The organism is Pseudomonas sp. NFPP04 (assembly GCF_900113815.1).
Taxonomy (GTDB): domain Bacteria; phylum Pseudomonadota; class Gammaproteobacteria; order Pseudomonadales; family Pseudomonadaceae; genus Aquipseudomonas; species Aquipseudomonas extremorientalis.
The window spans coordinates 89,370-110,801 of the sequence record NZ_FOQS01000001.1; the positions used below are offsets into that span (position 1 = coordinate 89,370).

The 21,432-nt window shown below is 61.3% G+C and carries 21 protein-coding genes and 1 pseudogene; 15 read left to right on the forward strand and 7 right to left on the reverse strand.

Features of this window, described 5'->3' with window-relative positions:
• Positions 1 to 2: 2 nt before the first annotated feature.
• Positions 3 to 1,901 carry a sulfate adenylyltransferase subunit CysN gene (cysN, locus tag BM017_RS00470; RefSeq protein WP_092240621.1) on the forward strand — a complete coding sequence of 633 codons (1,899 nt, stop codon included), beginning with the start codon at positions 3 to 5 and terminating at the stop codon, positions 1,899 to 1,901.
• A gap of 175 nt (positions 1,902 to 2,076) precedes the next feature.
• Here cysN and BM017_RS00475 read toward each other — a convergent pair whose 3' ends face one another.
• From BM017_RS00475 to BM017_RS00485, 3 genes are all read right to left on the reverse strand, one after another.
• Positions 2,077 to 2,976, reverse strand: a complete 900-nt coding sequence (locus BM017_RS00475; RefSeq protein ID WP_092240623.1) for an acyltransferase — start codon at positions 2,974 to 2,976, stop codon at positions 2,077 to 2,079.
• A complete protein-coding gene (gene pta, locus BM017_RS00480; protein WP_058423082.1) occupies positions 2,977 to 5,076 on the reverse strand; it encodes a phosphate acetyltransferase in 2,100 nt (699 codons plus the stop codon).
• A gap of 79 nt (positions 5,077 to 5,155) precedes the next feature.
• The gene (locus tag BM017_RS00485) at positions 5,156 to 5,446 is read right to left on the reverse strand and encodes a DUF3565 domain-containing protein (protein ID WP_102591632.1); all 291 of its coding nucleotides are present in this window, start codon (positions 5,444 to 5,446) and stop codon (positions 5,156 to 5,158) included.
• Here BM017_RS00485 and BM017_RS00490 point away from each other — a divergent pair.
• Positions 5,445 to 5,930: an FKBP-type peptidyl-prolyl cis-trans isomerase gene (locus BM017_RS00490; RefSeq protein WP_027606858.1), complete on the forward strand. Its 486-nt coding sequence runs from the start codon at positions 5,445 to 5,447 to the stop codon at positions 5,928 to 5,930. The two genes, BM017_RS00485 and BM017_RS00490, sit on opposite strands and share 2 nt — an antisense overlap.
• Positions 5,931 to 6,106: 176 nt before the next feature.
• Here the strand turns inward: BM017_RS00490 and rpsT are convergent, their stop codons facing one another.
• Positions 6,107 to 6,385, reverse strand: a complete 279-nt coding sequence (rpsT, locus tag BM017_RS00495) for a 30S ribosomal protein S20 (RefSeq protein ID WP_016976313.1) — start codon at positions 6,383 to 6,385, stop codon at positions 6,107 to 6,109.
• Between the two features lie 253 nt (positions 6,386 to 6,638).
• Here rpsT and murJ point away from each other — a divergent pair, with 253 nt between their 5' ends.
• The 6 genes from murJ to ispH all read left to right on the forward strand — a co-directional run bounded on the left by murJ (position 6,639) and on the right by ispH (position 14,115).
• Entirely contained in the window at positions 6,639 to 8,177 is a 1,539-nt protein-coding gene (gene murJ / locus BM017_RS00505) for a murein biosynthesis integral membrane protein MurJ (protein WP_092240625.1), read from the forward strand.
• Between the two features lie 119 nt (positions 8,178 to 8,296).
• Positions 8,297 to 9,235, forward strand: coding sequence for a bifunctional riboflavin kinase/FAD synthetase (ribF, locus tag BM017_RS00510; RefSeq protein ID WP_170856023.1), 939 nt, complete (start codon positions 8,297 to 8,299; stop codon positions 9,233 to 9,235).
• 14 nt (positions 9,236 to 9,249) lie between these two features.
• Positions 9,250 to 12,081, forward strand: a complete 2,832-nt coding sequence (ileS, locus tag BM017_RS00515) for an isoleucine--tRNA ligase (protein ID WP_092240629.1) — start codon at positions 9,250 to 9,252, stop codon at positions 12,079 to 12,081.
• Positions 12,074 to 12,583 carry a signal peptidase II gene (gene lspA, locus BM017_RS00520; RefSeq protein ID WP_058423077.1) on the forward strand — a complete coding sequence of 170 codons (510 nt, stop codon included), beginning with the start codon at positions 12,074 to 12,076 and terminating at the stop codon, positions 12,581 to 12,583. Before ileS ends, lspA begins: the two co-directional genes overlap by 8 nt.
• Positions 12,584 to 12,590: 7 nt before the next feature.
• Positions 12,591 to 13,028: an FKBP-type peptidyl-prolyl cis-trans isomerase gene (gene fkpB, locus BM017_RS00525; protein WP_170856031.1), complete on the forward strand. Its 438-nt coding sequence runs from the start codon at positions 12,591 to 12,593 to the stop codon at positions 13,026 to 13,028.
• Positions 13,029 to 13,167: 139 nt separating this feature from the next.
• Complete coding sequence (gene ispH, locus BM017_RS00530; RefSeq protein WP_071491070.1) at positions 13,168 to 14,115, forward strand: 4-hydroxy-3-methylbut-2-enyl diphosphate reductase; 948 nt, start codon at positions 13,168 to 13,170, stop codon at positions 14,113 to 14,115.
• Here the strand turns inward: ispH and BM017_RS00535 are convergent.
• Positions 14,069 to 14,651 (reverse strand): annotated as a pseudogene (locus BM017_RS00535) (GspH/FimT family pseudopilin). The gene ispH and the pseudogene BM017_RS00535 sit on opposite strands and share 47 nt — an antisense overlap.
• A gap of 193 nt (positions 14,652 to 14,844) precedes the next feature.
• Between BM017_RS00535 and pilV the strand changes: the two are divergent.
• The 5 genes from pilV to thiO all read left to right on the forward strand — a co-directional run bounded on the left by pilV (position 14,845) and on the right by thiO (position 18,157).
• Complete coding sequence (pilV, locus tag BM017_RS00540) at positions 14,845 to 15,330, forward strand: type IV pilus modification protein PilV (RefSeq protein WP_092240633.1); 486 nt, start codon at positions 14,845 to 14,847, stop codon at positions 15,328 to 15,330.
• Positions 15,327 to 16,034 (forward strand): PilW family protein, encoded by a 708-nt coding sequence (locus BM017_RS00545; RefSeq protein ID WP_092240635.1) that lies wholly within the window; start codon positions 15,327 to 15,329, stop codon positions 16,032 to 16,034. Before pilV ends, BM017_RS00545 begins: the two co-directional genes overlap by 4 nt.
• A 7-nt stretch (positions 16,035 to 16,041) precedes the next feature.
• Complete coding sequence (locus tag BM017_RS00550) at positions 16,042 to 16,572, forward strand: PilX N-terminal domain-containing pilus assembly protein (protein ID WP_256572930.1); 531 nt, start codon at positions 16,042 to 16,044, stop codon at positions 16,570 to 16,572.
• Positions 16,573 to 16,583: 11 nt separating this feature from the next.
• The gene (locus tag BM017_RS00555; protein ID WP_071491074.1) at positions 16,584 to 16,985 is read left to right on the forward strand and encodes a type IV pilin protein; all 402 of its coding nucleotides are present in this window, start codon (positions 16,584 to 16,586) and stop codon (positions 16,983 to 16,985) included.
• A gap of 62 nt (positions 16,986 to 17,047) precedes the next feature.
• Positions 17,048 to 18,157, forward strand: coding sequence for a glycine oxidase ThiO (gene thiO, locus BM017_RS00560; protein WP_092240639.1), 1,110 nt, complete (start codon positions 17,048 to 17,050; stop codon positions 18,155 to 18,157).
• On the opposite strand, the gene BM017_RS00565 is transcribed toward thiO, so the two are convergent.
• Positions 18,144 to 18,377, reverse strand: coding sequence for a PP0621 family protein (locus tag BM017_RS00565; protein ID WP_092240641.1), 234 nt, complete (start codon positions 18,375 to 18,377; stop codon positions 18,144 to 18,146). The two genes, thiO and BM017_RS00565, sit on opposite strands and share 14 nt — an antisense overlap.
• A 124-nt stretch (positions 18,378 to 18,501) precedes the next feature.
• Complete coding sequence (locus BM017_RS00570; RefSeq protein ID WP_058423069.1) at positions 18,502 to 19,527, reverse strand: outer membrane protein assembly factor BamD; 1,026 nt, start codon at positions 19,525 to 19,527, stop codon at positions 18,502 to 18,504.
• A 149-nt stretch (positions 19,528 to 19,676) separates the two neighbouring features.
• On the opposite strand from BM017_RS00570, the gene rluD reads away from it, so the two are divergent.
• Positions 19,677 to 20,639 (forward strand): 23S rRNA pseudouridine(1911/1915/1917) synthase RluD, encoded by a 963-nt coding sequence (gene rluD, locus BM017_RS00575; RefSeq protein WP_058423068.1) that lies wholly within the window; start codon positions 19,677 to 19,679, stop codon positions 20,637 to 20,639.
• Positions 20,636 to 21,361, forward strand: a complete 726-nt coding sequence (gene pgeF, locus BM017_RS00580; RefSeq protein ID WP_092240643.1) for a peptidoglycan editing factor PgeF — start codon at positions 20,636 to 20,638, stop codon at positions 21,359 to 21,361. The genes rluD and pgeF overlap by 4 nt, the downstream gene beginning before the upstream one ends.
• The last annotated feature ends 71 nt before the right edge of the window (positions 21,362 to 21,432 follow it).

Sequence of the window (21,432 nt, forward strand, 5' to 3'; positions counted from 1 at the left end):
TCATGTCGCATCAATCTGATTTGATCAGCGAGGACATCCTCGCCTACCTGGGCCAGCACGAGCGCAAGGAAATGTTGCGCTTCCTGACCTGTGGCAACGTCGACGACGGCAAGAGCACCCTGATCGGGCGCCTGCTGCACGACTCCAAGATGATCTACGAAGATCACCTGGAAGCCATCACCCGCGATTCGAAGAAATCCGGCACCACCGGTGACGACATCGACCTGGCCTTGCTGGTCGACGGTCTGCAGGCCGAGCGGGAGCAGGGCATCACCATCGATGTCGCCTACCGCTACTTCTCCACCGCCAAGCGCAAATTCATCATCGCCGACACCCCCGGCCATGAGCAGTACACCCGCAACATGGCCACCGGTGCCTCCACCTGTGACCTGGCGATCATCCTGATCGACGCGCGCTACGGCGTGCAGACCCAGACCCGTCGTCACAGCTTCATCGCCTCGTTGCTGGGCATCAAGCACATCGTGGTGGCCGTCAACAAGATGGACATCAATGGCTTCGACCAAGGCGTATTCGAGCAGATCAAGGCCGACTACCTGAAGTTCGCCGACGGTATCGCCTTCAAGCCGAGCACCCTGGCCTTCGTGCCGATGTCGGCGCTCAAGGGCGACAACGTGGTGAACAAGAGCGAGCGTTCGCCCTGGTATACAGGCCAGTCGCTGATGGAGATCCTCGAAACCGTCGAGATCGCCAACGATCGCAACTACACCGACCTGCGTTTCCCGGTGCAGTACGTCAACCGTCCGAACCTGAACTTCCGTGGTTTCGCCGGCACCCTGGCCAGCGGCATCGTGCACAAGGGCGATGAAGTCGTGGTGCTGCCGTCGGGCAAGAGCAGTCGCGTCAAATCCATCGTCACCTTCGAAGGTGAGCTGGAGCACGCCGGCCCTGGTCAAGCGGTGACGCTGACCATGGAAGACGAGATCGACATCTCCCGTGGTGACCTGCTGGTACATGCCGACAACGTGCCGCAAGTGACCGACGCCTTCGACGCCATGCTGGTGTGGATGGCCGAAGAACCGATGCTGCCGGGCAAGAAGTACGACATCAAGCGCGCCACCAGCTACGTGCCGGGTTCCATCACCAGCATCGTGCATCGCGTGGACGTGAACACCCTGGCTGAAGGCCCGGCGAGTTCGTTGCAGTTGAATGAGATCGGCCGGGTCAAGGTCAGCCTTGATGCGGCCATCGCCCTGGACGGCTACGACAGCAACCGCACCACTGGCGCGTTCATTGTTATCGACCGCCTGACCAATGGCACGGTGGCTGCGGGCATGATCATCGCGCCGCCGGTCAATCATGGCGGCTCTGCGCAACACGGCAGCCTTGCGCATGTCGCCACCGAGGAGCGCGCACTGCGCTTCGGCCAGCAACCGGCGACCGTACTGTTCAGCGGCCTGTCTGGCGCCGGCAAGAGCACCCTGGCCTATGCGGTCGAGCGCAGGCTGTTCGACATGGGGCGTGCGGTATTTGTGCTGGATGGCCAGAACCTGCGCCACGACCTGAACAGGGGCTTGCCGCAGGACCGTGCCGGTCGCACCGAGAACTGGCGTCGTGCCGCGCATGTGGCGCGTCAGTTCAACGAAGCGGGCCTGCTGACCCTGGCTGCGTTCGTTGCGCCGGATGCCGAAGGCCGTGAACAGGCCAAGGCGTTGATCGGCGATGATCGCCTGCTGACCGTCTATGTGCAGGCCTCGCCACTGGTGTGCGCCGAGCGTGATCCGCAAGGCCTGTACGCGGCCGGTGGGGATAACATCCCGGGCGAATCCTTCCCGTACGACGTGCCGTTGAATGCCGATCTGGTGATCGACACCCAGGCCCTGTCGCTGGAAGAGAGCGTCAAGCAAGTGCTGGAGCTGTTGCGTCAGCGCGGCGCGATCTAACCCTCGCGGCCACGAAAAAGCCCGCCACCGAGTGATCGGTGGCGGGCTTTTTACCTATTAACAAATGTGCACACTGCCAATGTGGGAGCTGGCTTGCCTGCGATAGCGGCCTGCCAGTTGATATATTTACAACAGATCCACCGCTTTCGCAGGCAAGCCAGCTCCCACATTTTGATCACTGTTTACCTGGGAAGTCTTTGTGCAGCTTTTCCAGCAGTTGGTCCTTGTCTTCCCACAACCGATTGATCCACCCCTGGAACGCCAACCGATACGTCCCATCCTGCTCATAATTCTTGCCAATGAACTCAGCCGGAATCTGCACTTCCTCAAAGTGCACCACCACGTCCCGCACATTCCCGCACAGCAAATCCCAATAACCTGGGCGCCCAGCCGGGTAGTGAATGGTCACGTTCACCAGTGACTTCAACTGCTCCCCCATGGCATCCAGCACAAACGCGATGCCTCCGGCCTTGGGCTTGAGCAGGTAGCGGAACGGCGATTTCTGCTGGGCATGTTTACCGGCAGTAAACCGCGTGCCCTCGGCAAAGTTGAAAATACCCACGGGGTTGTCGCGAAACTTCGCACAGGTCTTGCGGGTGGTTTCCAGGTCCTTGCCTTTCTTTTCCGGGTGTTTTTCCAGGTAGGGCTTGGTGTAGCGCTTCATGAACGGGAAGCCCAGCGCCCACCACGCCAGGCCAATTACCGGCACCCAGATCAGCTCCTGCTTGAGGAAGAACTTCAGTGGGCGAATCCGCCGGTTCAGCACGTATTGCAGCACCATGATGTCGACCCAGCTCTGATGGTTGCTGGTCACCAGGTACGAGTGCTGGTAGTCCAGCCCTTCCAGCCCGGTGATGTGCCAGCGGGTGCGCCGTACCAGGTTCATCCAGCCCTTGTTGTTGGTCACCCAGGCCTCATGGGTGTGGTTCATCAGCCATTCGCTGAAGCGCTTGGCAAACGGCAAGGCCTTGAACAACGCCACGATAAACAGGAACGAACACAACAGGATCGTATTCAGCGCCAACAACAGCGACGCGATCACCCCGCGCACGGCGGCAGGTAGAAAATCCAGCATTTAGATATCCATAGGTCGGTTGGCGGCTTGGATCGCAGTCAGTGCGATGGTGTACACGATGTCGTCCACCTGGGCGCCGCGCGGCAGGTCGTTGACCGGTTTGCGCAGGCCCTGGAGCATCGGCCCCAGGCTCACGCAATCGGCACTGCGCTGCACGGCCTTGTGCGTGGTGTTGCCGGTGTTCAGGTCGGGGAACACAAACACTGTGGCCTTGCCGGCGACCTGGCTGTTGGGGGCCAATTGCCGGGCCACGTTTTCGTTGGCGGCGGCGTCGTATTGCAGCGGGCCGTCGATCAGCAGCGAGCTTTGCTGTTCGTGGGCGAGCAGGGTAGCTTCGCGGACTTTTTCCACTTCCTCGCCGCTGGCCGAATCGCCGCTGGAATAGCTGATCATCGCCACGCGCGGGGTGATGCCGAACGCAGCCGCCGAGTCAGCGCTTTGCAGGGCGATCTCCGCCAGTTCGGCGGCGCTCGGGTGCGGGTTCATCACGCAGTCGCCGTACACCAGCACCTGCTCGGGGAACAGCATGAAGAATACCGATGACACCAGGGTGCAACCCGGTGCGGTCTTGATCAGCTGCAGGGCAGGGCGGATGGTGTTGGCGGTGGAGTGAATGACGCCAGACACCAGGCCGTCCACCTCATCCAGTGCGAGCATCATGGTGGCGATCACCACGGTGTCTTCCAGCTGTTGCTCAGCCATGGGGGCGTTGAGGCTTTTGCTCTTGCGCAGCGCCACCATCGGCTCGACATAGCGTTGGCGGATCAGGTCCGGGTCGAGAATCTCCAGGCCTTCGGGCAATTCGATGCCCTGGGCGCGGGCAACCGCTTCCACATCAGCCGGCTTGGCCAGCAGCACGCACCGGGCAATGCCCCGCGCCTGGCAGATCGCGGCGGCTTGCACGGTCAGCGGCTCGCTGCCTTCGGGCAACACGATGCGTTTGTTGGCAGCCTGGGCGCGCTGGATCAGCTGGTAGCGGAACACCGCCGGCGACAGGCGCATTTCCCGTGGTGTGCCGCAACGTTGGTGCAGCCAGCGCGCATCGAGGTGGCTGGCAACGAAATCCGTGATGATTTCCGCGCGCTCGCGGTCATCAATCGGGATTTCCTTGTTGAGGCTGTTGAGCTGGTTGGCGGTGTCGTAGGAGCCGGTACTCACCGACAGCACCGGTAGCCCGGCCTGGAACGCGCCACGGCACAGCTCCATGATGCGTGGGTCGGGCAGGGTGTCGCTGGTCAGCAGCAGGCCGGCCAGGGGGACGCCGTTGATCGCGGCCAGGCTGACGGCGAGGATGATGTCGTCGCGGTCGCCGGGGGTCACCACCAGCACGCCGGGCTTGAGCAGCTCCACGGTGTTGCGCATGGTGCGTGCGCAAATGATGATCTTGGTCATGCGCCGGGTTTCGTAGTCGCCAGCGTTGAGGATCTGCGCGCCCATCAGGTCGGCCACGTCGCGGGTACGCGGTGCGTTGAGTTCCGGTTGATAGGGAATGCAGCCGAGCAGGCGGAAATCACCGCTGCGCAACAGCGGCGAATGTTCTTTCAGGCGAGCCGAGAAGGCTTCCATGCTTTCGTCGGTGCGCACTTTGTTGAGGATCACGCCGAGCACTTTCGGGTCTTTCGGGCCGCCGAACAGTTGGGCCTGCAATTCCACGCGACCTGAGAGTTCGGTGAGCACCTCGTTTTCCGGGGCAGACACCAGGATCACTTCCGCATCCAGGCTCTTGGCCAGGTGCAGGTTGACCCGCGCCGCATAGCTGGCGCTGCGGGTGGGCACCATGCCTTCGACGATCAATACGTCCTTGCCCACGGCGGCTTGCTGGTACAGCGTGATGATCTCTTCGAGCAACTCGTCGAGCTGGCCGTCGCCGAGCATGCGCTCTACGTGGGCCAGGCCCAGCGGCTGCGGCGGCTTGAGGCCGTGAGTGCGCGCTATCAGTTCGGTGGAGCGCTCGGGGCCGGTGTCGCCGGGGTGCGGCTGGGCAATCGGCTTGAAAAAACCGACTTTCAGTCCGGCCCGTTCAAGGGTACGCACCAGCCCAAGGCTGATGGAGGTCAGACCCACACCAAAATCGGTGGGCGCGATAAAAAAAGTCTGCATGCGGATTCTCTGGAGGTGCATGGCTTGGGTGGCGCTCTATGGCTGAGCGTCTACCGCGAATCAGGCGCCAAGGTTATCGTTATTCGCGCTCCCGCGCACACCAGCCGCAGGCAAAGGGCTGGCCTATTTTTTCAATACGTTGCGCGGGGTCCTGTACCCAGGCGCGTGACTGCCACGGCGGCTGGTGGCGCAGGTGCTGGGTGTGGCCGCAGGACAGCTCGGCAACCCAGTGCTGGTCGTCGTCCTGGTGGAACCCGATGATGAAGGATGCCGTTGATCGGTCCCGTCTGTCCGGGTTCTGTTCGCTTTCGGGCAAATCCTTGTTTAGACTTGTCCGTTCTTCATTCTTATGCAAAAGGTCTCGCCCCATGACGATCGCCGCTAACAAGGCTGTCTCCATCGACTATACCCTGACCAACGACGCTGGTGAGGTCATCGACAGCTCAGCCGGCGGCGCGCCGCTGGTCTACCTGCAAGGCGCAGGTAACATCATCCCAGGCCTGGAAAAGGCCCTGGAAGGCAAGAGCGTCGGTGATGAGCTGACCGTTGCCGTAGAACCTGAAGATGCCTACGGCGAGTACTCGGCCGAACTGGTCAGCACCCTGAGCCGCAGCATGTTCGAAGGTGTCGACGAGCTGGAAGTGGGCATGCAGTTCCACGCTTCCGCGCCGGACGGCCAAATGCAGATCGTCACCATCCGTGATCTGGACGGCGACGACGTCACCGTCGACGGCAATCACCCGCTGGCTGGTCAGCGCCTGAACTTTCAAGTGAAGATCGTTGCCATCCGCGACGCTTCCCAGGAAGAAGTGGCCCACGGCCACGTTCACGGTGAAGGCGGTCACCACCATTGATTGTGGTTTGATCAATCGGTAGCAAAAACGCCCCGACTGGTTCGGGGCGTTTTTTTGCGCTTGAAAAAATGTGGGAGGGGGCTTGCCACCTCCCACAACAAAAATGCCCCGGACCTTTCGGTACGGGGCATTTCTTAACTGTTTCGCAACCTGGGCTGCGTGGCAGTTGTTACCACTTAGGCTGCAGCAGCAACGCTCAGAGCCTTGATGTGGCCATTCAGGCGGCTCTTATGGCGAGCGGCCTTGTTCTTGTGGATGATGCCTTTATCGGCCATACGGTCGATAACTGGCACAGCCAGAACGTAAGCAGCTTGGGCTTTTTCAGCGTCTTTGGTGTCGATGGCTTTAACTACATTCTTGATGTAGGTACGAACCATGGAACGCAGGCTGGCGTTGTGGCTGCGACGCTTCTCAGCCTGTTTTGCACGTTTTTTGGCGGAAGGTGTGTTGGCCACCGTCGAGCTCCTCGAAAGACTTTTTAGGAAATAGCAAACAAAATAGGCCGCGAATCATGCCGATGACTTGATGGGTTGTCAAGGGCGGCTGATGCGAACTGCTGAGTGGTCGATCTGAAGAGGCGGGTGATTTATTTCCGGCGCTTGACCTGTAAACTCGCGAGCTTTGGCTCTGTGCTGTTGCAGGCGCGCAGTATCGCATAAGTGGGCGCTTTGTACGCCTGCTCTTTATCTAAAGGCGCAAACTCTTTCAATGAATCTGCTCAAATCGTTGGCCGCCGTCAGCTCTATCACGATGATCTCCCGGGTCCTGGGGTTTGTGCGTGACACCCTGCTGGCGCGCATTTTTGGCGCCAGCATGGCCACGGATGCCTTCTTTATTGCGTTTAAATTGCCCAACCTGCTGCGGCGGATCTTCGCTGAAGGTGCTTTCTCCCAGGCATTCGTGCCGATCCTGGCCGAGTACAAGACCCAGCAAGGCGAAGAAGCCACCCGCACCTTCATCGCCTACGTCTGCGGCCTGTTGACCCTGGTGCTGATGCTGGTGACCATCCTTGGCATGCTCGCCGCCCCCTGGGTGATCTGGGCCACGGCCCCCGGTTTTGCCAATACCCCGGAAAAATTCGCGCTCACCACTGATCTGCTGCGAGTGACCTTTCCTTATATATTGCTGATCTCCCTGTCATCCCTGGCCGGGGCGATCCTCAATACCTGGAACCGCTTCTCGGTGCCAGCCTTCGTGCCGACCCTGCTGAACGTCAGCATGATCATCTTCGCGCTGTTTCTCACGCCGTACTTCGACCCGCCAGTGATGGCGCTCGGCTGGGCCGTATTGGCCGGTGGCCTGGCGCAACTGCTCTACCAACTGCCACACCTGAAAAAGATCGGCATGCTCGTATTGCCACGCCTGAACCTCAAGGACACTGGCGTATGGCGCGTGATGCGCAATATGCTGCCGGCGATCCTGGGTGTTTCCGTGAGCCAGATTTCCCTGATCATCAACACGGCGTTCGCCTCGCTGCTGGTATCGGGCTCGGTGTCGTGGATGTACTACGCCGACCGCCTGATGGAGCTGCCGTCCGGCGTGCTCGGCGTGGCCCTGGGCACGATTTTGTTACCGACCCTGTCGCGCACCTACGCCAGCAAGGACCGCCAGGAATACTCGCGCATCCTCGATTGGGGCCTGCGCCTGTGCTTCGTGCTGGTGTTGCCGTGCGCACTGGCCCTGGGGATCCTGGCTGAGCCGCTGACTGTGTCACTGTTTCAATACGGCCAATTCGATGCCCACGACGCACTGATGACGCAACATGCCTTGGTCGCCTATTCCGTCGGCTTGCTCGGCATCATCGTGATCAAAGTGCTCGCCCCAGGCTTCTACGCCCAGCAAAACATCCGTACTCCAGTGAAAATCGCGATTTTCACGCTGATCGTCACGCAACTGCTCAACCTGGTGTTTATCGGTCCGCTGGCCCATGCCGGCCTGGCCCTGGCCATCAGTGCGGGCGCGTGCATCAACGCAGGGCTTTTGTTTTACCAGTTGCGCAAGCAGCAGATGTTCCAGCCACAGGCCGGCTGGGGCCTGTTCACCCTCAAGCTGCTGGTGGCGGTCGGGGCGATGTCGGCCGTGTTGCTGGGGTTGATGCACTTCATGCCCGCTTGGGATGAGGGCCATATGCTGGAGCGCTTCCTGCGCCTGGGTGCGCTGGTCGTTGCCGGTGTGGTGGTGTACTTCGGGATGTTGCTGCTGCAAGGCTTCCGATTGCGGGATTTCAATCGCAAGTCCCTGGGTTAGAGAGTTTGCCGCGATAAAACGGTTGTTTTATCGATTCGACCCATTTGGCCTGTTCAGTTGCCTGTCGTCCGGGGCCGGGTGTGGTTATAATCGACCACTTTATGAGCAAGAAGCGCGTTATGCAGCTGGTTCGAGGTCTCCACAACCTGCGCCCCGAGCATCGGGGCTGCGTCGCCACTATTGGCAACTTTGACGGTGTTCACCGTGGCCACCAGGCTATCCTGGCCCGGCTGCGCGAACGTGCGGTCGAGTTGGGCGTGCCCAGCTGCGTGGTGATTTTCGAGCCGCAGCCGCGGGAATACTTTACGCCCGAGACTGCGCCGGCACGCCTGGCCCGTCTGCGCGACAAGCTGCAGTTGCTGGCTGAAGAGGGCGTGGACCGCGTCCTCTGCCTGGCTTTCAACCAGCGTTTGCAAAGCCTCAGTGCGGCCGAGTTCGTCGACCGCATCCTGGTCGATGGCCTGGGCGTACAGCATCTGGAGGTCGGCGACGACTTCCGTTTCGGTTGCGACCGCGTCGGGGATTTCGATTTCCTGCAACAGGCCGGCGTCAACCAGGGTTTTACCGTCGAAGCCGCGCAAACCGTCGAATTGGACGGCCTGCGCGTGAGCAGTACCCAGGTGCGTAACGCACTGGCCGCCGCCGACTTCGCCTTGGCCGAGCGTTTGCTCGGTCGCCCGTTCCGCATTGCCGGACGGGTCCTGCACGGCCAGAAGCTGGCGCGCCAACTGGGCACGCCAACCGCCAACGTGCAACTCAAGCGCCGTCGTGTGCCGCTGACCGGGGTTTACCTGGTAAGCGTCGCCATCGACGGCCAATCGTGGCCGGGAGTCGCCAACATAGGCGTCAGGCCCACGGTTGCAGGTGATGGCAAGGCCCACCTGGAAGTACATTTGCTGGATTTTGCCGGTGATCTGTATGACCGGCGTTTGACGGTGGTTTTCCACCAAAAGCTGCGTGAAGAGCAGCGTTTCGCCTCCCTTGAGGCGTTGAAAACGGCGATCAATGCGGATGTCGCCGCCGCCCGTGCACTAGCCGCACCTAGCGCCCATCGCTAACCGAAGAGCCTTAAATGACCGACTATAAAGCCACGCTAAACCTTCCGGACACCGCCTTCCCAATGAAGGCCGGCCTGCCACAGCGCGAACCGCAGATCCTGCAGCGCTGGGACAGTATTGGCCTGTACGGAAAGTTGCGCGAGATTGGCAAGGATCGTCCGAAATTCGTCCTGCACGACGGCCCTCCTTATGCCAACGGCACGATTCACATCGGTCATGCGCTGAACAAGATTCTCAAGGACATGATCCTGCGTTCGAAAACCCTGTCGGGCTTCGACGCGCCTTATGTCCCGGGTTGGGACTGCCACGGCCTGCCGATCGAACACAAAGTCGAAGTGACCTACGGCAAGAACCTGGGCGCGGATAAAACCCGCGAACTGTGCCGTGCCTATGCCACCGAGCAGATCGAAGGACAGAAGTCCGAGTTCATCCGCCTGGGCGTGCTCGGTGAGTGGGATAACCCCTACAAGACCATGAACTTCAAGAACGAGGCCGGTGAAATCCGCGCCTTGGCCGAAATCGTCAAGGGCGGTTTCGTGTTCAAGGGCCTCAAGCCCGTGAACTGGTGCTTCGACTGTGGTTCGGCCCTGGCCGAGGCGGAAGTCGAGTACGAAGACAAGAAGTCCTCGACCATCGACGTGGCCTTCCCGGTCGCCGACGACGCCAAGCTGGCCGAGGCCTTCGGCCTGGCAAGCCTGGGCAAGCCGGCCGCCATCGTGATCTGGACCACCACCCCGTGGACCATCCCGGCCAACCAGGCGCTGAACGTGCACCCGGAATTCACCTACGCCCTGGTGGACGTCGGTGACCGCCTGCTGGTGCTGGCCGAAGAAATGGTCGAAGCCTGCCTGGCCCGCTACGAGCTGCAAGGGTCGGTCATCGCCACCACCACCGGCTCCGCGTTGGAACTGATCAATTTCCGTCACCCGTTCTATGACCGTCTGTCTCCAGTTTACCTGGCGGACTACGTTGAACTGGGCGCCGGCACTGGCATCGTTCACTCCGCGCCCGCTTATGGCGTGGACGACTTCGTGACCTGCAAAGCCTACGGCATGGTCAACGATGACATCCTGAACCCGGTGCAGAGCAACGGCGTGTACGCACCGTCGCTGGAGTTCTTCGGCGGCCAGTTCATCTTCAAGGCCAACGATTCGATCATCGAAAAACTGTCGGAAGTCGGCTCGCTGCTGCACACCGAAACCATCAAGCACAGCTATATGCACTGCTGGCGGCACAAGACCCCGCTGATCTACCGCGCCACCGCGCAGTGGTTCATCGGCATGGACAAAGAGCCGACCAATGGCGACACCCTGCGTGTCCGCTCGCTCAAGGCCATCGAAGACACCAAGTTCGTCCCGGCCTGGGGCCAGGCGCGCCTGCACTCGATGATCGCCAACCGCCCTGACTGGTGTATCTCGCGCCAGCGTAACTGGGGCGTGCCGATCCCGTTCTTCCTGAACAAGGAAAGCGGCGAGCTGCACCCACGCACCGTCGAGTTGATGGAGCAAGTGGCCCAGCGCGTTGAACAGGAAGGCATCGAAGCCTGGTTCAAGCTGGACGCCGCCGAACTGCTGGGCGATGAAGCGCCGCAGTACGACAAGATCAGCGACACCCTCGACGTGTGGTTCGACTCGGGCACCACTCACTGGCATGTGCTGCGCGGCTCGCACCCGATGGGGCACGAAACCGGCCCGCGTGCCGACCTGTACCTGGAAGGTTCGGACCAACACCGCGGCTGGTTCCACTCGTCGTTGCTGACCGGTTGCGCCATCGACAACCATGCGCCGTACCGCGAACTGCTGACCCACGGCTTCACCGTCGACGAGACGGGCCGCAAGATGTCCAAGTCGCTGAAGAACGTGATCGAGCCGAAAAAGATCAACGACACCCTGGGCGCCGACATCATGCGTCTGTGGGTCGCGTCGACCGACTATTCGGGCGAGATCGCCGTGTCGGACCAGATCCTGGCTCGCAGCGCCGACGCGTACCGTCGTATCCGTAATACCGCGCGCTTCCTGTTGTCGAACCTGACCGGTTTCAACCCGGCCACCGACCTCCTGGCGGCCGAAGACATGCTCGCCCTCGACCGTTGGGCGGTGGACCGTACCCTGTTGCTGCAGCGCGAGTTGCAGGAAAACTACGGCGAATACCGTTTCTGGAACGTCTACTCGAAGATCCACAACTTCTGCGTGCAGGAGTTGGGTGGTTTCTACCTCGACATCATCAAGGACCGCCAGTACACCACCGGCGCCAACAGCAAGGCGCGCCGTTCGGCGCAGACCGCGCTGTATCACATCAGCGAAGCGCTGGTGCGCTGGATCGCGCCGATCCTGGCGTTCACCGCCGACGAGCTGTGGGAGTACCTGCCGGGCGAGCGCAACGAGTCGGTGATGCTCAATACCTGGTACGAAGGCCTGACCGAACTGCCGGCTGACTTCGAACTGGGCCGCGAGTACTGGGAAGGCGTGATGGCCGTGAAGGTTGCGGTGAACAAGGAGCTGGAAGTGCAGCGTGCGGCCAAGGCCGTCGGTGGCAACCTGCAAGCCGAAGTCACCCTGTTTGCCGAAGACGGTCTCACCGCCGACCTGGCCAAGCTGAGCAACGAACTGCGCTTCGTGCTGATCACTTCAACCGCGAGCCTGGCGCCATTCGCCCAGGCCCCGGCGGACGCGGTTGCCACCGAAGTGCCGGGCCTCAAGCTCAAAGTGGTCAAGTCGGCCTTCCCTAAATGCGCCCGTTGCTGGCACTGCCGTGAGGATGTTGGCGTGAACCCTGAGCACCCGGAAATCTGCGGTCGTTGCGTCGACAACATCTCGGGCGCTGGCGAGGTTCGCCACTATGCCTAACGCCAGTCGTTTCGGACGTCTGGGCTGGCTCGTACTGAGTGTGCTGGTCCTGGTCATCGACCAGGTCAGCAAGGCTCATTTCGAGGGCTCCCTGCAGATGTTCCAGCAAATCGTGGTGATCCCGGATTACTTCAGCTGGACCCTGGCCTACAACACCGGCGCCGCCTTCAGCTTCCTGGCTGACAGCGGTGGCTGGCAGCGCTGGCTGTTTGCCCTGATCGCCGTGGTGGTCAGTGCGGTGCTGGTGGTGTGGCTCAAGCGCCTGGGTCGCGATGACACCTGGCTGGCCATCGCCCTGGCCCTGGTGTTGGGCGGCGCGCTCGGCAACCTGTATGACCGCATTGCGCTGGGCCATGTGATCGACTTCATCCTGGTGCATTGGCAGAACCGCCATTACTTCCCGGCGTTCAACTTCGCCGACAGCGCCATCACCGTCGGTGCAATCATGCTGGCGCTGGATATGTTCAAAAGCAAGAAAACCGGAGAGACCGTCAATGACTGATCAGGTATTGGCTGAGCAACGCATCGGCCAGAACACGGAAGTCACTTTGCATTTCGCACTGCGCCTGGAGAATGGCGACACGGTCGACAGCACGTTCGACAAAGCCCCGGCCACCTTCAAGGTCGGCGACGGCAACCTGCTGCCGGGTTTCGAAGCGGCCCTGTTCGGCTTCAAGGCCGGCGACAAGCGCACCCTGCAGATCCAGCCGGAAAACGCCTTTGGCCAGCCCAACCCGCAAAACGTGCAGATCATCCCGCGTTCGCAGTTCCAGGACATGGACCTGTCGGAAGGCCTGCTGGTGATTTTCAACGATGCGGCCAATACCGAACTGCCGGGTGTGGTGAAAGCTTTTGATGACGCGCAAGTGACCATCGACTTCAACCATCCGTTGGCCGGTAAAACCTTGACCTTTGACGTTGAAATCATCGACGTTAAAGCGCTCTAACTGACGACTCTGGCCTACTGTAGGAGCGAGCTTGCTCGCGAAAGACCCGAAGGCGCTGCGTTTATCCAGAATGGACGCGACGCCGTTAACGCTCTTCGCGAGCAAGCTCGCTCCTACAGGGCAAGACACGAGGCACAGCATGCAAATCAAACTCGCCAACCCCCGTGGCTTCTGCGCCGGTGTGGACCGGGCGATCGAAATCGTCAACCGCGCCCTGGAAGTCTTCGGGCCGCCGATTTACGTGCGTCATGAAGTCGTCCACAACAAATTCGTGGTCGAAGACCTGCGTGCACGTGGCGCCATCTTTGTCGAAGAGCTCGACCAGGTGCCAGACGATGTGATCGTCATCTTCAGCGCCCACGGTGTTTCCCAGGCGGTGCGTACCGAAGCGGCAGGCCGCGGCCTGAAAGTCTTCGATGCTACCTGCCCACTGGTCACCAAGGTGCACATCGAAGTCGCGCGCTACAGCCGTGACGGTCGCGAGTGCATCCTGATCGGCCACGCCGGCCACCCGGAAGTCGAAGGCACCATGGGGCAGTACGATGCCAGCAATGGCGGCTCCATTTACCTGGTGGAAGACGAAAAGGATGTCGCCAACCTGCAGGTACAGAACCCCGAGCGCCTGGCATTCGTGACCCAGACCACCCTGTCCATGGACGATACCAGTCGCGTGATCGACGCGCTGCGCAGTCGCTTCCCGGCCATTGGCGGCCCGCGCAAGGACGACATCTGCTACGCCACCCAGAACCGCCAGGACGCGGTCAAGCAACTGGCAGACGAATGTGATGTGGTCCTGGTCGTCGGCAGCCCCAACAGTTCCAACTCCAACCGCCTGCGTGAGTTGGCTGAGCGCATGGCAACACCGGCGTACCTGATCGACGGTGCCGAAGATATGCAGCGCAGTTGGTTCGATGGCGTCGAGCGCATTGGCATCACGGCGGGTGCTTCCGCTCCGGAAGTGCTGGTGCGCGGCGTTATCCAGCAGTTGCACGCCTGGGGCGCCACCGGTGCCGATGAACTGGCTGGCCGCGAAGAAAACATTACGTTCTCCATGCCCAAGGAGCTGCGGGTTCGCTCGCTGCTGTGACGACCCGGTGTGCCGGATCAACTCCGGCACAATGCCTGCTCGGCACGCTCGCTGCGCAGGCTGATACGCCCGCTGGGCGCCAGCACTACCTGGTGCAGGCTCTGCGCCTGGTCCGTGGCACACACATGCACGGTGCCGGCACGGAAACCTCCTCCTGAAAAGATGGGTTCACCCAGCCCGCTGAAGCGCACCTGGGTCTTGAGCGGCCCATTGCCCACGATCAGCACTTGCCCACTGGCCTGGCGCTCCAGCAGCACCGGGTTGTCATCGTCCTGGGGGCCGCGCCCGCTGATGTCCACGATGACCCGCCACCCCAGGCCCCAATTGTCCTTCAGTGCATAAATAACCACCGCCCGGTTGCGTGCGATGGCTTCGGTGCGTGCATATCGCAGGCCTTGCGCCAAGGCATGTGCCGCGCTCTGTCGCTGCTGTGATTCCAGCAGGCTCTTGAAGCTGGGCAGCGCCATGTTGGCCAGGATGCCGCTCAGGATCAGCCCGAGTAGCAGTTCGATCAAGGTGAAACCTCGTTGTTGCATGGGCCATCCCTCCGTGGATTTGGGTGCAGTCCTAGGTATAGCGTCCCGTCTGGGGGGCGGATGATGGCCTTCATGTCCAAAGTATTTCCCTTTGTTCCGGTTGCAGCGCAGGTGAAAAACCGGCGCTAGTCTTGGGCCGCACAGCAGGTTTTAACTGCTCTTTTTTTGGACCTCGACACGGATGACGACGGTAATGCTTGCCTGTACGAACCCCTTTTTGCCCAATGCCTTATCCCGCGACCAAGCCGGTACGACACTGATCGAAGTGCTGGTCGCAGTGTCGATTCTCACCATCGGCCTGCTTGGCGCGGCGGTGATCCAGCTCAATGCGCTCAAGTACACCGACAGTTCCAGGATGATCAGCCAGGCCAGTTTCATTGCCTACGATATGCTCGACCGGATCCGTGCCAATTCCGGTGCCGACTACACGTGGGGGCGTACCGAGCGTGCCTTGGCCAGCAACGTTGCCGCCAGTGTGCGCGACCTGGACTTGCATGATTTCGAGGCCAACATTCGCGGTTTTGCCGGGGAGAGCGCCAAAGGCTCGGTGTCGATCGGTGGCGACGAGGTGACGGTCAGCATCAGTTGGGACGACAGTCGAGGTACTGGCAGGCCGGGCGCCCGGGAAACCTTCACCCTGACCAGTCGCATCCGCGATGAACCGGGAGTGGCGCAATGAGGTGTCTTGTTCGAGGTTTCAGCCTGATGGAGTTGCTGCTGGCCTTGGCGATGGGGTTGGTACTGGTGCTCTGGGCCAGCCAGGTGGCAATCAACACCAGGGCCACCAACGCCAGCCAGCAGGCCGCTTTGTTGATGCAGGATGATGCGCGGTTTGTGCTGGGCAAGCTGCTCCAGGATATCCGTCAGGCGGGCATGTTCGGCTGTCTGGCGACAGCGTTTATCGACAACGCCCCGCCCGCTTTTGACCGGCCTGTCGCTTGGCGTGTCGGAGGTGGGTCAACCTCGCTGACGCTGGTGACCGCGGATGTCGCCGTTGGGGGCGGCACGCCTGACTGGACTGTGTTGTCCGATTGCACTGGCAGCGCCCAGGCCTACGCTGGAAGCGCCCCGGCATCGGCACCCGGGCAAATCCGTTTTGCGTTACGCCAAGTTACCTACACCTTCGAAGCAGGGCAGTTGAAATTCAGTACACCTGCATCACCCGCCAAGGCGGTATTGGTGGATAACGTGAAGGCGTTCGATATCAGTTTTGGCGTGTCGGCCAAGCCTGCGTCAACGGAGGTGGTGCGCTACGACGCCGGCCCGGCCGACGAATCCTTGATACGCAGCGTGCGCATTGTGATGACGCTGCAAGACCCGACTGCCGGGGTGAAAGACCAAACCTACGCCGTCGTGGCGGCGCTGCGGAACCGGCTGGGGTAGGGCTGCCATGACACTTGCAGAAGGTTTTCGTCTACGACAGGCAGGCATGGTGCTGCTGGTCAGCCTGGTGTTGCTGCTGCTGTTATCGCTGATCGGCTTGTCCTCGATGCAGGCTGCGCTCACTCAGCAAAAGATTGCCGGTAGTTTCTGGCACCGTAATCAGTCGCTGCAAAGTGCCGAGAGTGGCCTGAGGCGCGGCGAATCTGCCATACAGCGTTCATTTGCAGCGTTGCCGTTATGTCAATCGATCGTCGACTGTGCACCGCCGGAGGCGGCATTTTTGGTGGTCGGGCCTGGAGTGGACCCTGTTTCAGGCATCAGTTGGGTGGCACTGAAAGGCGGCTTATACGGGGTTCAATCCCTCGGGCCTGCGGTAGGGCTCGCGCATTTGCCAGCGCAAATCCCTGCAGCGGTGTATCGAGTGACGGCAGTCGGGCTGCACGGGCAATTGCGCACGGTGCTGGAGAGTACCTATGCGCGGGTAGAAGAGGAGGGTGGCTCGCGGTTTCGGCGAGTGGCGTGGCGACAACTTCAATAAGGAGTAGTGGAATGGGCATGGACAGCCAGGGTTTTACCCTGATCGAGTTACTGATTGCCGTGATGATCATTGCGGTTCTGGCCGGGATTGCTTACCCCGGATACACCGGCTATCTGAAAAAAGTCTATCGCGCTGAAATCGTCGCGCTGTTGACCGAGCAAGCCCAGCACCTGGAGCGTTTTTATGCGAGGAACGGCAGTTTTATTGATGCAGGCGGCGTCAGTGCAGGCAATGATCACTATAGAATCACCGCTGCATTGAACCCTCAGGACTTCCAACTGGTGGCCACACCGGTCACCGACTCGGTGATGGCTGGCGATCCTTGCGGTGACTTCGGCCTGACCGGCACGGGCACGCGAACCAACCCGGGCGCTGCGCCGGAGATGTCGCGCAAGCTGTGCTGGGGGCAATGATGAGGGTGCTCGACGATTGGGCGCCGGGTGCGCTTGTTCCTATTTATCGGCTGGATCAAATGATGGCAGAGCAACAGCAGGTAGTGATTGTCGGTGGCGGAGTCATCGGCTTGTTGACGGCGTTCAACCTCGCCACGCAGGGGCAGTCGGTGGTGCTGCTGGAGCGCGCAGGGTTGGGCCAGGAGTCTTCCTGGGCGGGCGGCGGCATCGTCTCGCCCCTGTATCCGTGGCGCTACAGCCCGGCGGTCACGGCCCTGGCCCATTGGTCCCAGGATTTTTATCCACAGCTGGCGCAGCGTCTGTTTGCTGCGACGGGCGTTGACCCGCAGGTTCACACCACTGGGCTCTACTGGCTGGACCTGGATGACGAAGCCGAAGCGCTGGCTTGGGCCGCGCGTGAAGGCCGACCCTTGAGCAAAGTGGACGTGTCGGCCGCTCATGACGCCGTTCCGGTCTTGGGTGGCGGCTACTCCCAGGCGATCTACATGGCCGATGTCGCCAATGTACGCAACCCGCGCCTGGTCAAATCCCTCAAGGCCGCGCTGCTGGCGCTGCCTGGCGTGACCATTCATGAACGGTGCGAAGTGACTGGCTTTGTCCTGGATGCGGGTAATGTCGTGGGCGTGAACACAGCTGATGGTTCGATCTTCGGCGATCAGGTCGTATTGGCCGCCGGCGCCTGGAGCGGTGAGTTGCTCGGCACGTTGGGCCTGTCGCTGCCGGTCGAACCGGTCAAAGGCCAGATGATTCTGTACAAATGTGCCTCGGACTTCCTGTCGAGCATGGTCTTGGCCAAGGGCCGCTATGCGATTCCTCGGCGGGACGGGCACATTCTGATCGGCAGCACCCTGGAACATGAAGGCTTCGACAAGACCCCCACCCTGACCGCGCTGGAAAGCCTCAAAGCGTCAGCGGTGGAGTTGATCCCCGCCCTGGCGGACGCCGAGGTGGCCGGACATTGGGCCGGGCTGCGCCCCGGTTCGCCGGAAGGCATTCCCTATATAGGCCGGGTGCCGGGCTTCAATGGCCTCTGGCTCAACTGCGGGCATTACCGCAACGGCCTGGTGCTTGCGCCGGCGTCCTGCCAATTGTTTGCTGACCTGCTACTGGCACGTGCGCCGATCATCGACCCTGCGCCTTATGCGCCGGAAGGTCGGATCAACGCTGGATAGATTTCGGCCCTTGCTCCAGGTGCGCCTGGGTGCAATACCACTCCTGGCGTGAGCTCAAGGCGCGATCCTGCGGCAAATGCACGCCGCAGTGGGCGCAGCGCACCATCAGGGCCGCGTCGGGCTCGCTGGCACGCTGCTGCCTGGCGGCCGGGCTTTTGAACTTGCGCCAGAACCATACTGCGGCGGCAATGACGGCAATCCAGAACAGTAGACGAAGCATGATGGGCAGTTTCTCGACAAGGAATGCGCCAGTTTAGCCAAGGACGTGCCAGGCGCACAGCGCAATAATACCACCCACAAAAAAGGAGCCTCGCAAGGCTCCTTCTTGATGACGCCGGGTGCAATCAGTCGAACACACCAAAGGTCATGTAGCTGAACCACGAACGGTCCTGGTTATTGCCCAGGGCCTGCGGTTCTTCCTCTTCGATCACGTCGCCGTTCTCGTCGTGGGGCTTGAGCTCCGAAGGAATTGCGTCCTTGGCGTCCTGGTACTGCTTGATCACGTCCTGGTTGGCACGGGTTTCGCCCGGCGGCAGCGGTGGACGGGATTCGATCAGGCCCAGGGTGTACTTGCTCAGCCACGAGCGGTTGTCCGCTTCGGCCACCTGAGGCACGAACTGGCCGTCTTTCAGGCTTGGGTGGTCCGGGTAGTTGAGCTTCAGGGTTTCCAGGCTGGTGCTGGCCAGTTCGTCCAGGTGCAGGCGCTGGTAAGCCTCGGTCATCACGGCAAGGCCGTCACCTACGGAAGGGGTTTCCTGGAAGTTTTCCACAACGTAGCGGCCACGGTTAGCGGCGGCCACGTATGCCTGACGGGTCAGGTAGTAGTGGGCCACATGGATCTCGTAGGAAGCCAGCAGGTTGCGCAGGTAGATCATGCGTTGCTTGGCGTCCGGCGCGTAGCGGCTGTTGGGGTAGCGGCTGGTCAGCTGGGCGAACTCGTTGTAGGAATCGCGGGCAGCGCCTGGGTCACGCTTGGTCATGTCCAGCGGCAGGAAGCGCGCCAGCAGGCCAACGTCCTGGTCGAACGAGGTCAGGCCCTTCATGTAGTAGGCGTAGTCGACGTTCGGGTGCTGCGGGTGCAGGCGGATAAAACGCTCGGCGGCGGACTTGGCGGCTTCCGGCTCGGCGTTCTTGTAGTTGGCGTAGATCAGCTCGAGCTGGGCCTGGTCGGCATAGCGCCCGAACGGATAGCGCGACTCCAGGGCCTTCAGCTTCGCTGTGGCGCTGGTGTAGCTATTATTGTCCAAGTCTTTCTGAGCCAGTTGGTACAACTCGACTTCGCTCAGGTTTTCGTCGACGACTTCCTTTGTTGACGAGCAAGCAGCAGTCATGGCGAGGATGGCGATCAGCAGCAGGTGTTTCACTTGCATGGCGGCTTGCGTCCCTATGACGGCCGCTGTCTTGGGCGGGGCCGTCCTGTTATGATGAGCGCCCCGTTGAAAGCCTCGGGGCAAAAGACGCCGTATTTAACCACAAGCGCGCAGCCGAAACCAAAGGCTGTGCCACGCCTAGTCTGAGCATGTCCGATAAAATTGAACTTCGCGCAGAGGTGCCGTCCGAATTGGGCGGCCAACGCCTCGATCAAGTCGCCGCACAATTATTCGCTGAGCACTCGCGCTCGCGCCTTTCCGCCTGGATCAAAGACGGCCGCCTGACTGTGGATGGAGCGGTTATCCGCCCGCGAGACATAGTCCATGGCGGTGCGATTCTTGAGCTGACTGCCGAGCAGGAAGCCCAGGGAGAATGGGTCGCCCAGGACATCGAGCTGGATATCGTCTACGAAGACGACGACATCCTGGTCATCAACAAACCCGCAGGCCTGGTGGTTCACCCGGCAGCCGGGCACGCTGATGGCACCCTGCTCAATGCCTTGTTGCACCATGTGCCGGACATCATCAATGTCCCGCGCTGCGGCATCGTGCACCGCCTGGACAAGGACACCACCGGTCTGATGGTGGTGGCCAAGACCATTCAGGCGCAGACGCAGCTGGTTACACAGTTGCAGAGCCGCAGCGTCAGCCGGATCTACGAATGCATCGTGATTGGTGTGGTGGTAGCCGGCGGCAAGATCAACGCCCCGATCGGTCGTCACGGCCAGCAACGCCAGCGTATGGCGGTGATGGAAGGTGGCAAGCAGGCCGTCAGCCATTACCGAGTACTCGAACGTTTCCGCTCCCACACCCACGTGCGGGTCAAGCTGGAAACCGGCCGTACCCACCAGATTCGCGTGCACATGGCACACATCAACTTCCCGTTGGTCGGTGATCCGGCCTACGGTGGTCGCTTCCGCATTCCACCGGCGGCGAGCCAGACCATGGTTGAATCGCTGAAAAACTTCCCGCGCCAGGCGTTGCATGCACGCTTCCTGGAATTGGATCATCCGACGAGCGGTAAGCGGATGAGCTGGGAATCGCCTCTGCCGGACGATTTGGTCTGGTTGTTGACGCTGCTCAAGCAGGATCGCGAGGCGTTTGTCGGATGAGTGACTGGCTGATACCTGACTGGCCCGCGCCGGCTCAGGTGAAAGCCTGCGTCACCACTCGAGCGGGCGGCGTCAGTCTGGCGCCGTTCGACAGTCTCAACTTGGGCGATCATGTTGAGGATAACCTCGAAGCGGTCCTCGAAAACCGCCGCCGTCTTACCGACGCATTTAATATTCAGCCTGCCTGGTTGCGCCAAGTCCACGGGATAAGCGTGGTCGAGGCTGACCCGTCACGCATTGCCGAAGCCGATGGCAGCTGGACCAGCACCCCTGGCATCGCCTGCACCTCAATGACCGCTGACTGTCTGCCCGCATTGTTCTGCAATCGCGCCGGCACCCGCGTGGCTGCGGCCCATGCTGGCTGGCGTGGCCTGGCGGCAGGGGTATTGGAAGCGGCTTTCGAAAGCCTCGGCGCCGAACCTGAAGACGTACTGGTGTGGCTTGGCCCGGCAATTGGCCCACAAGCCTTCGAAGTCGGCCCGGAAGTACGCCAAGCCTTCATGCAGCCGTTGCCGATCACCGCCGAAGCGTTCGTGCCCAGCCACAACCCAGGCAAGTTCATGGCCGACATCTATAAGCTCGCGCGCCTGCGCCTCGCTGCGCGCGGCGTTACTGCTGTCTATGGTGGCGGGTACTGCACCGTGACCGACCCACGCTTCTTTTCCTACCGGCGTAGCCCGCGCACCGGACGTTTTGCCTCCCTTGTCTGGCTTGAACGCTAGACTCCTTTGATCTGGGTCAAACCCGGTCCATATCCGCCGTCGCGCGCTTGAATCTTCCAGAATCCACCCCA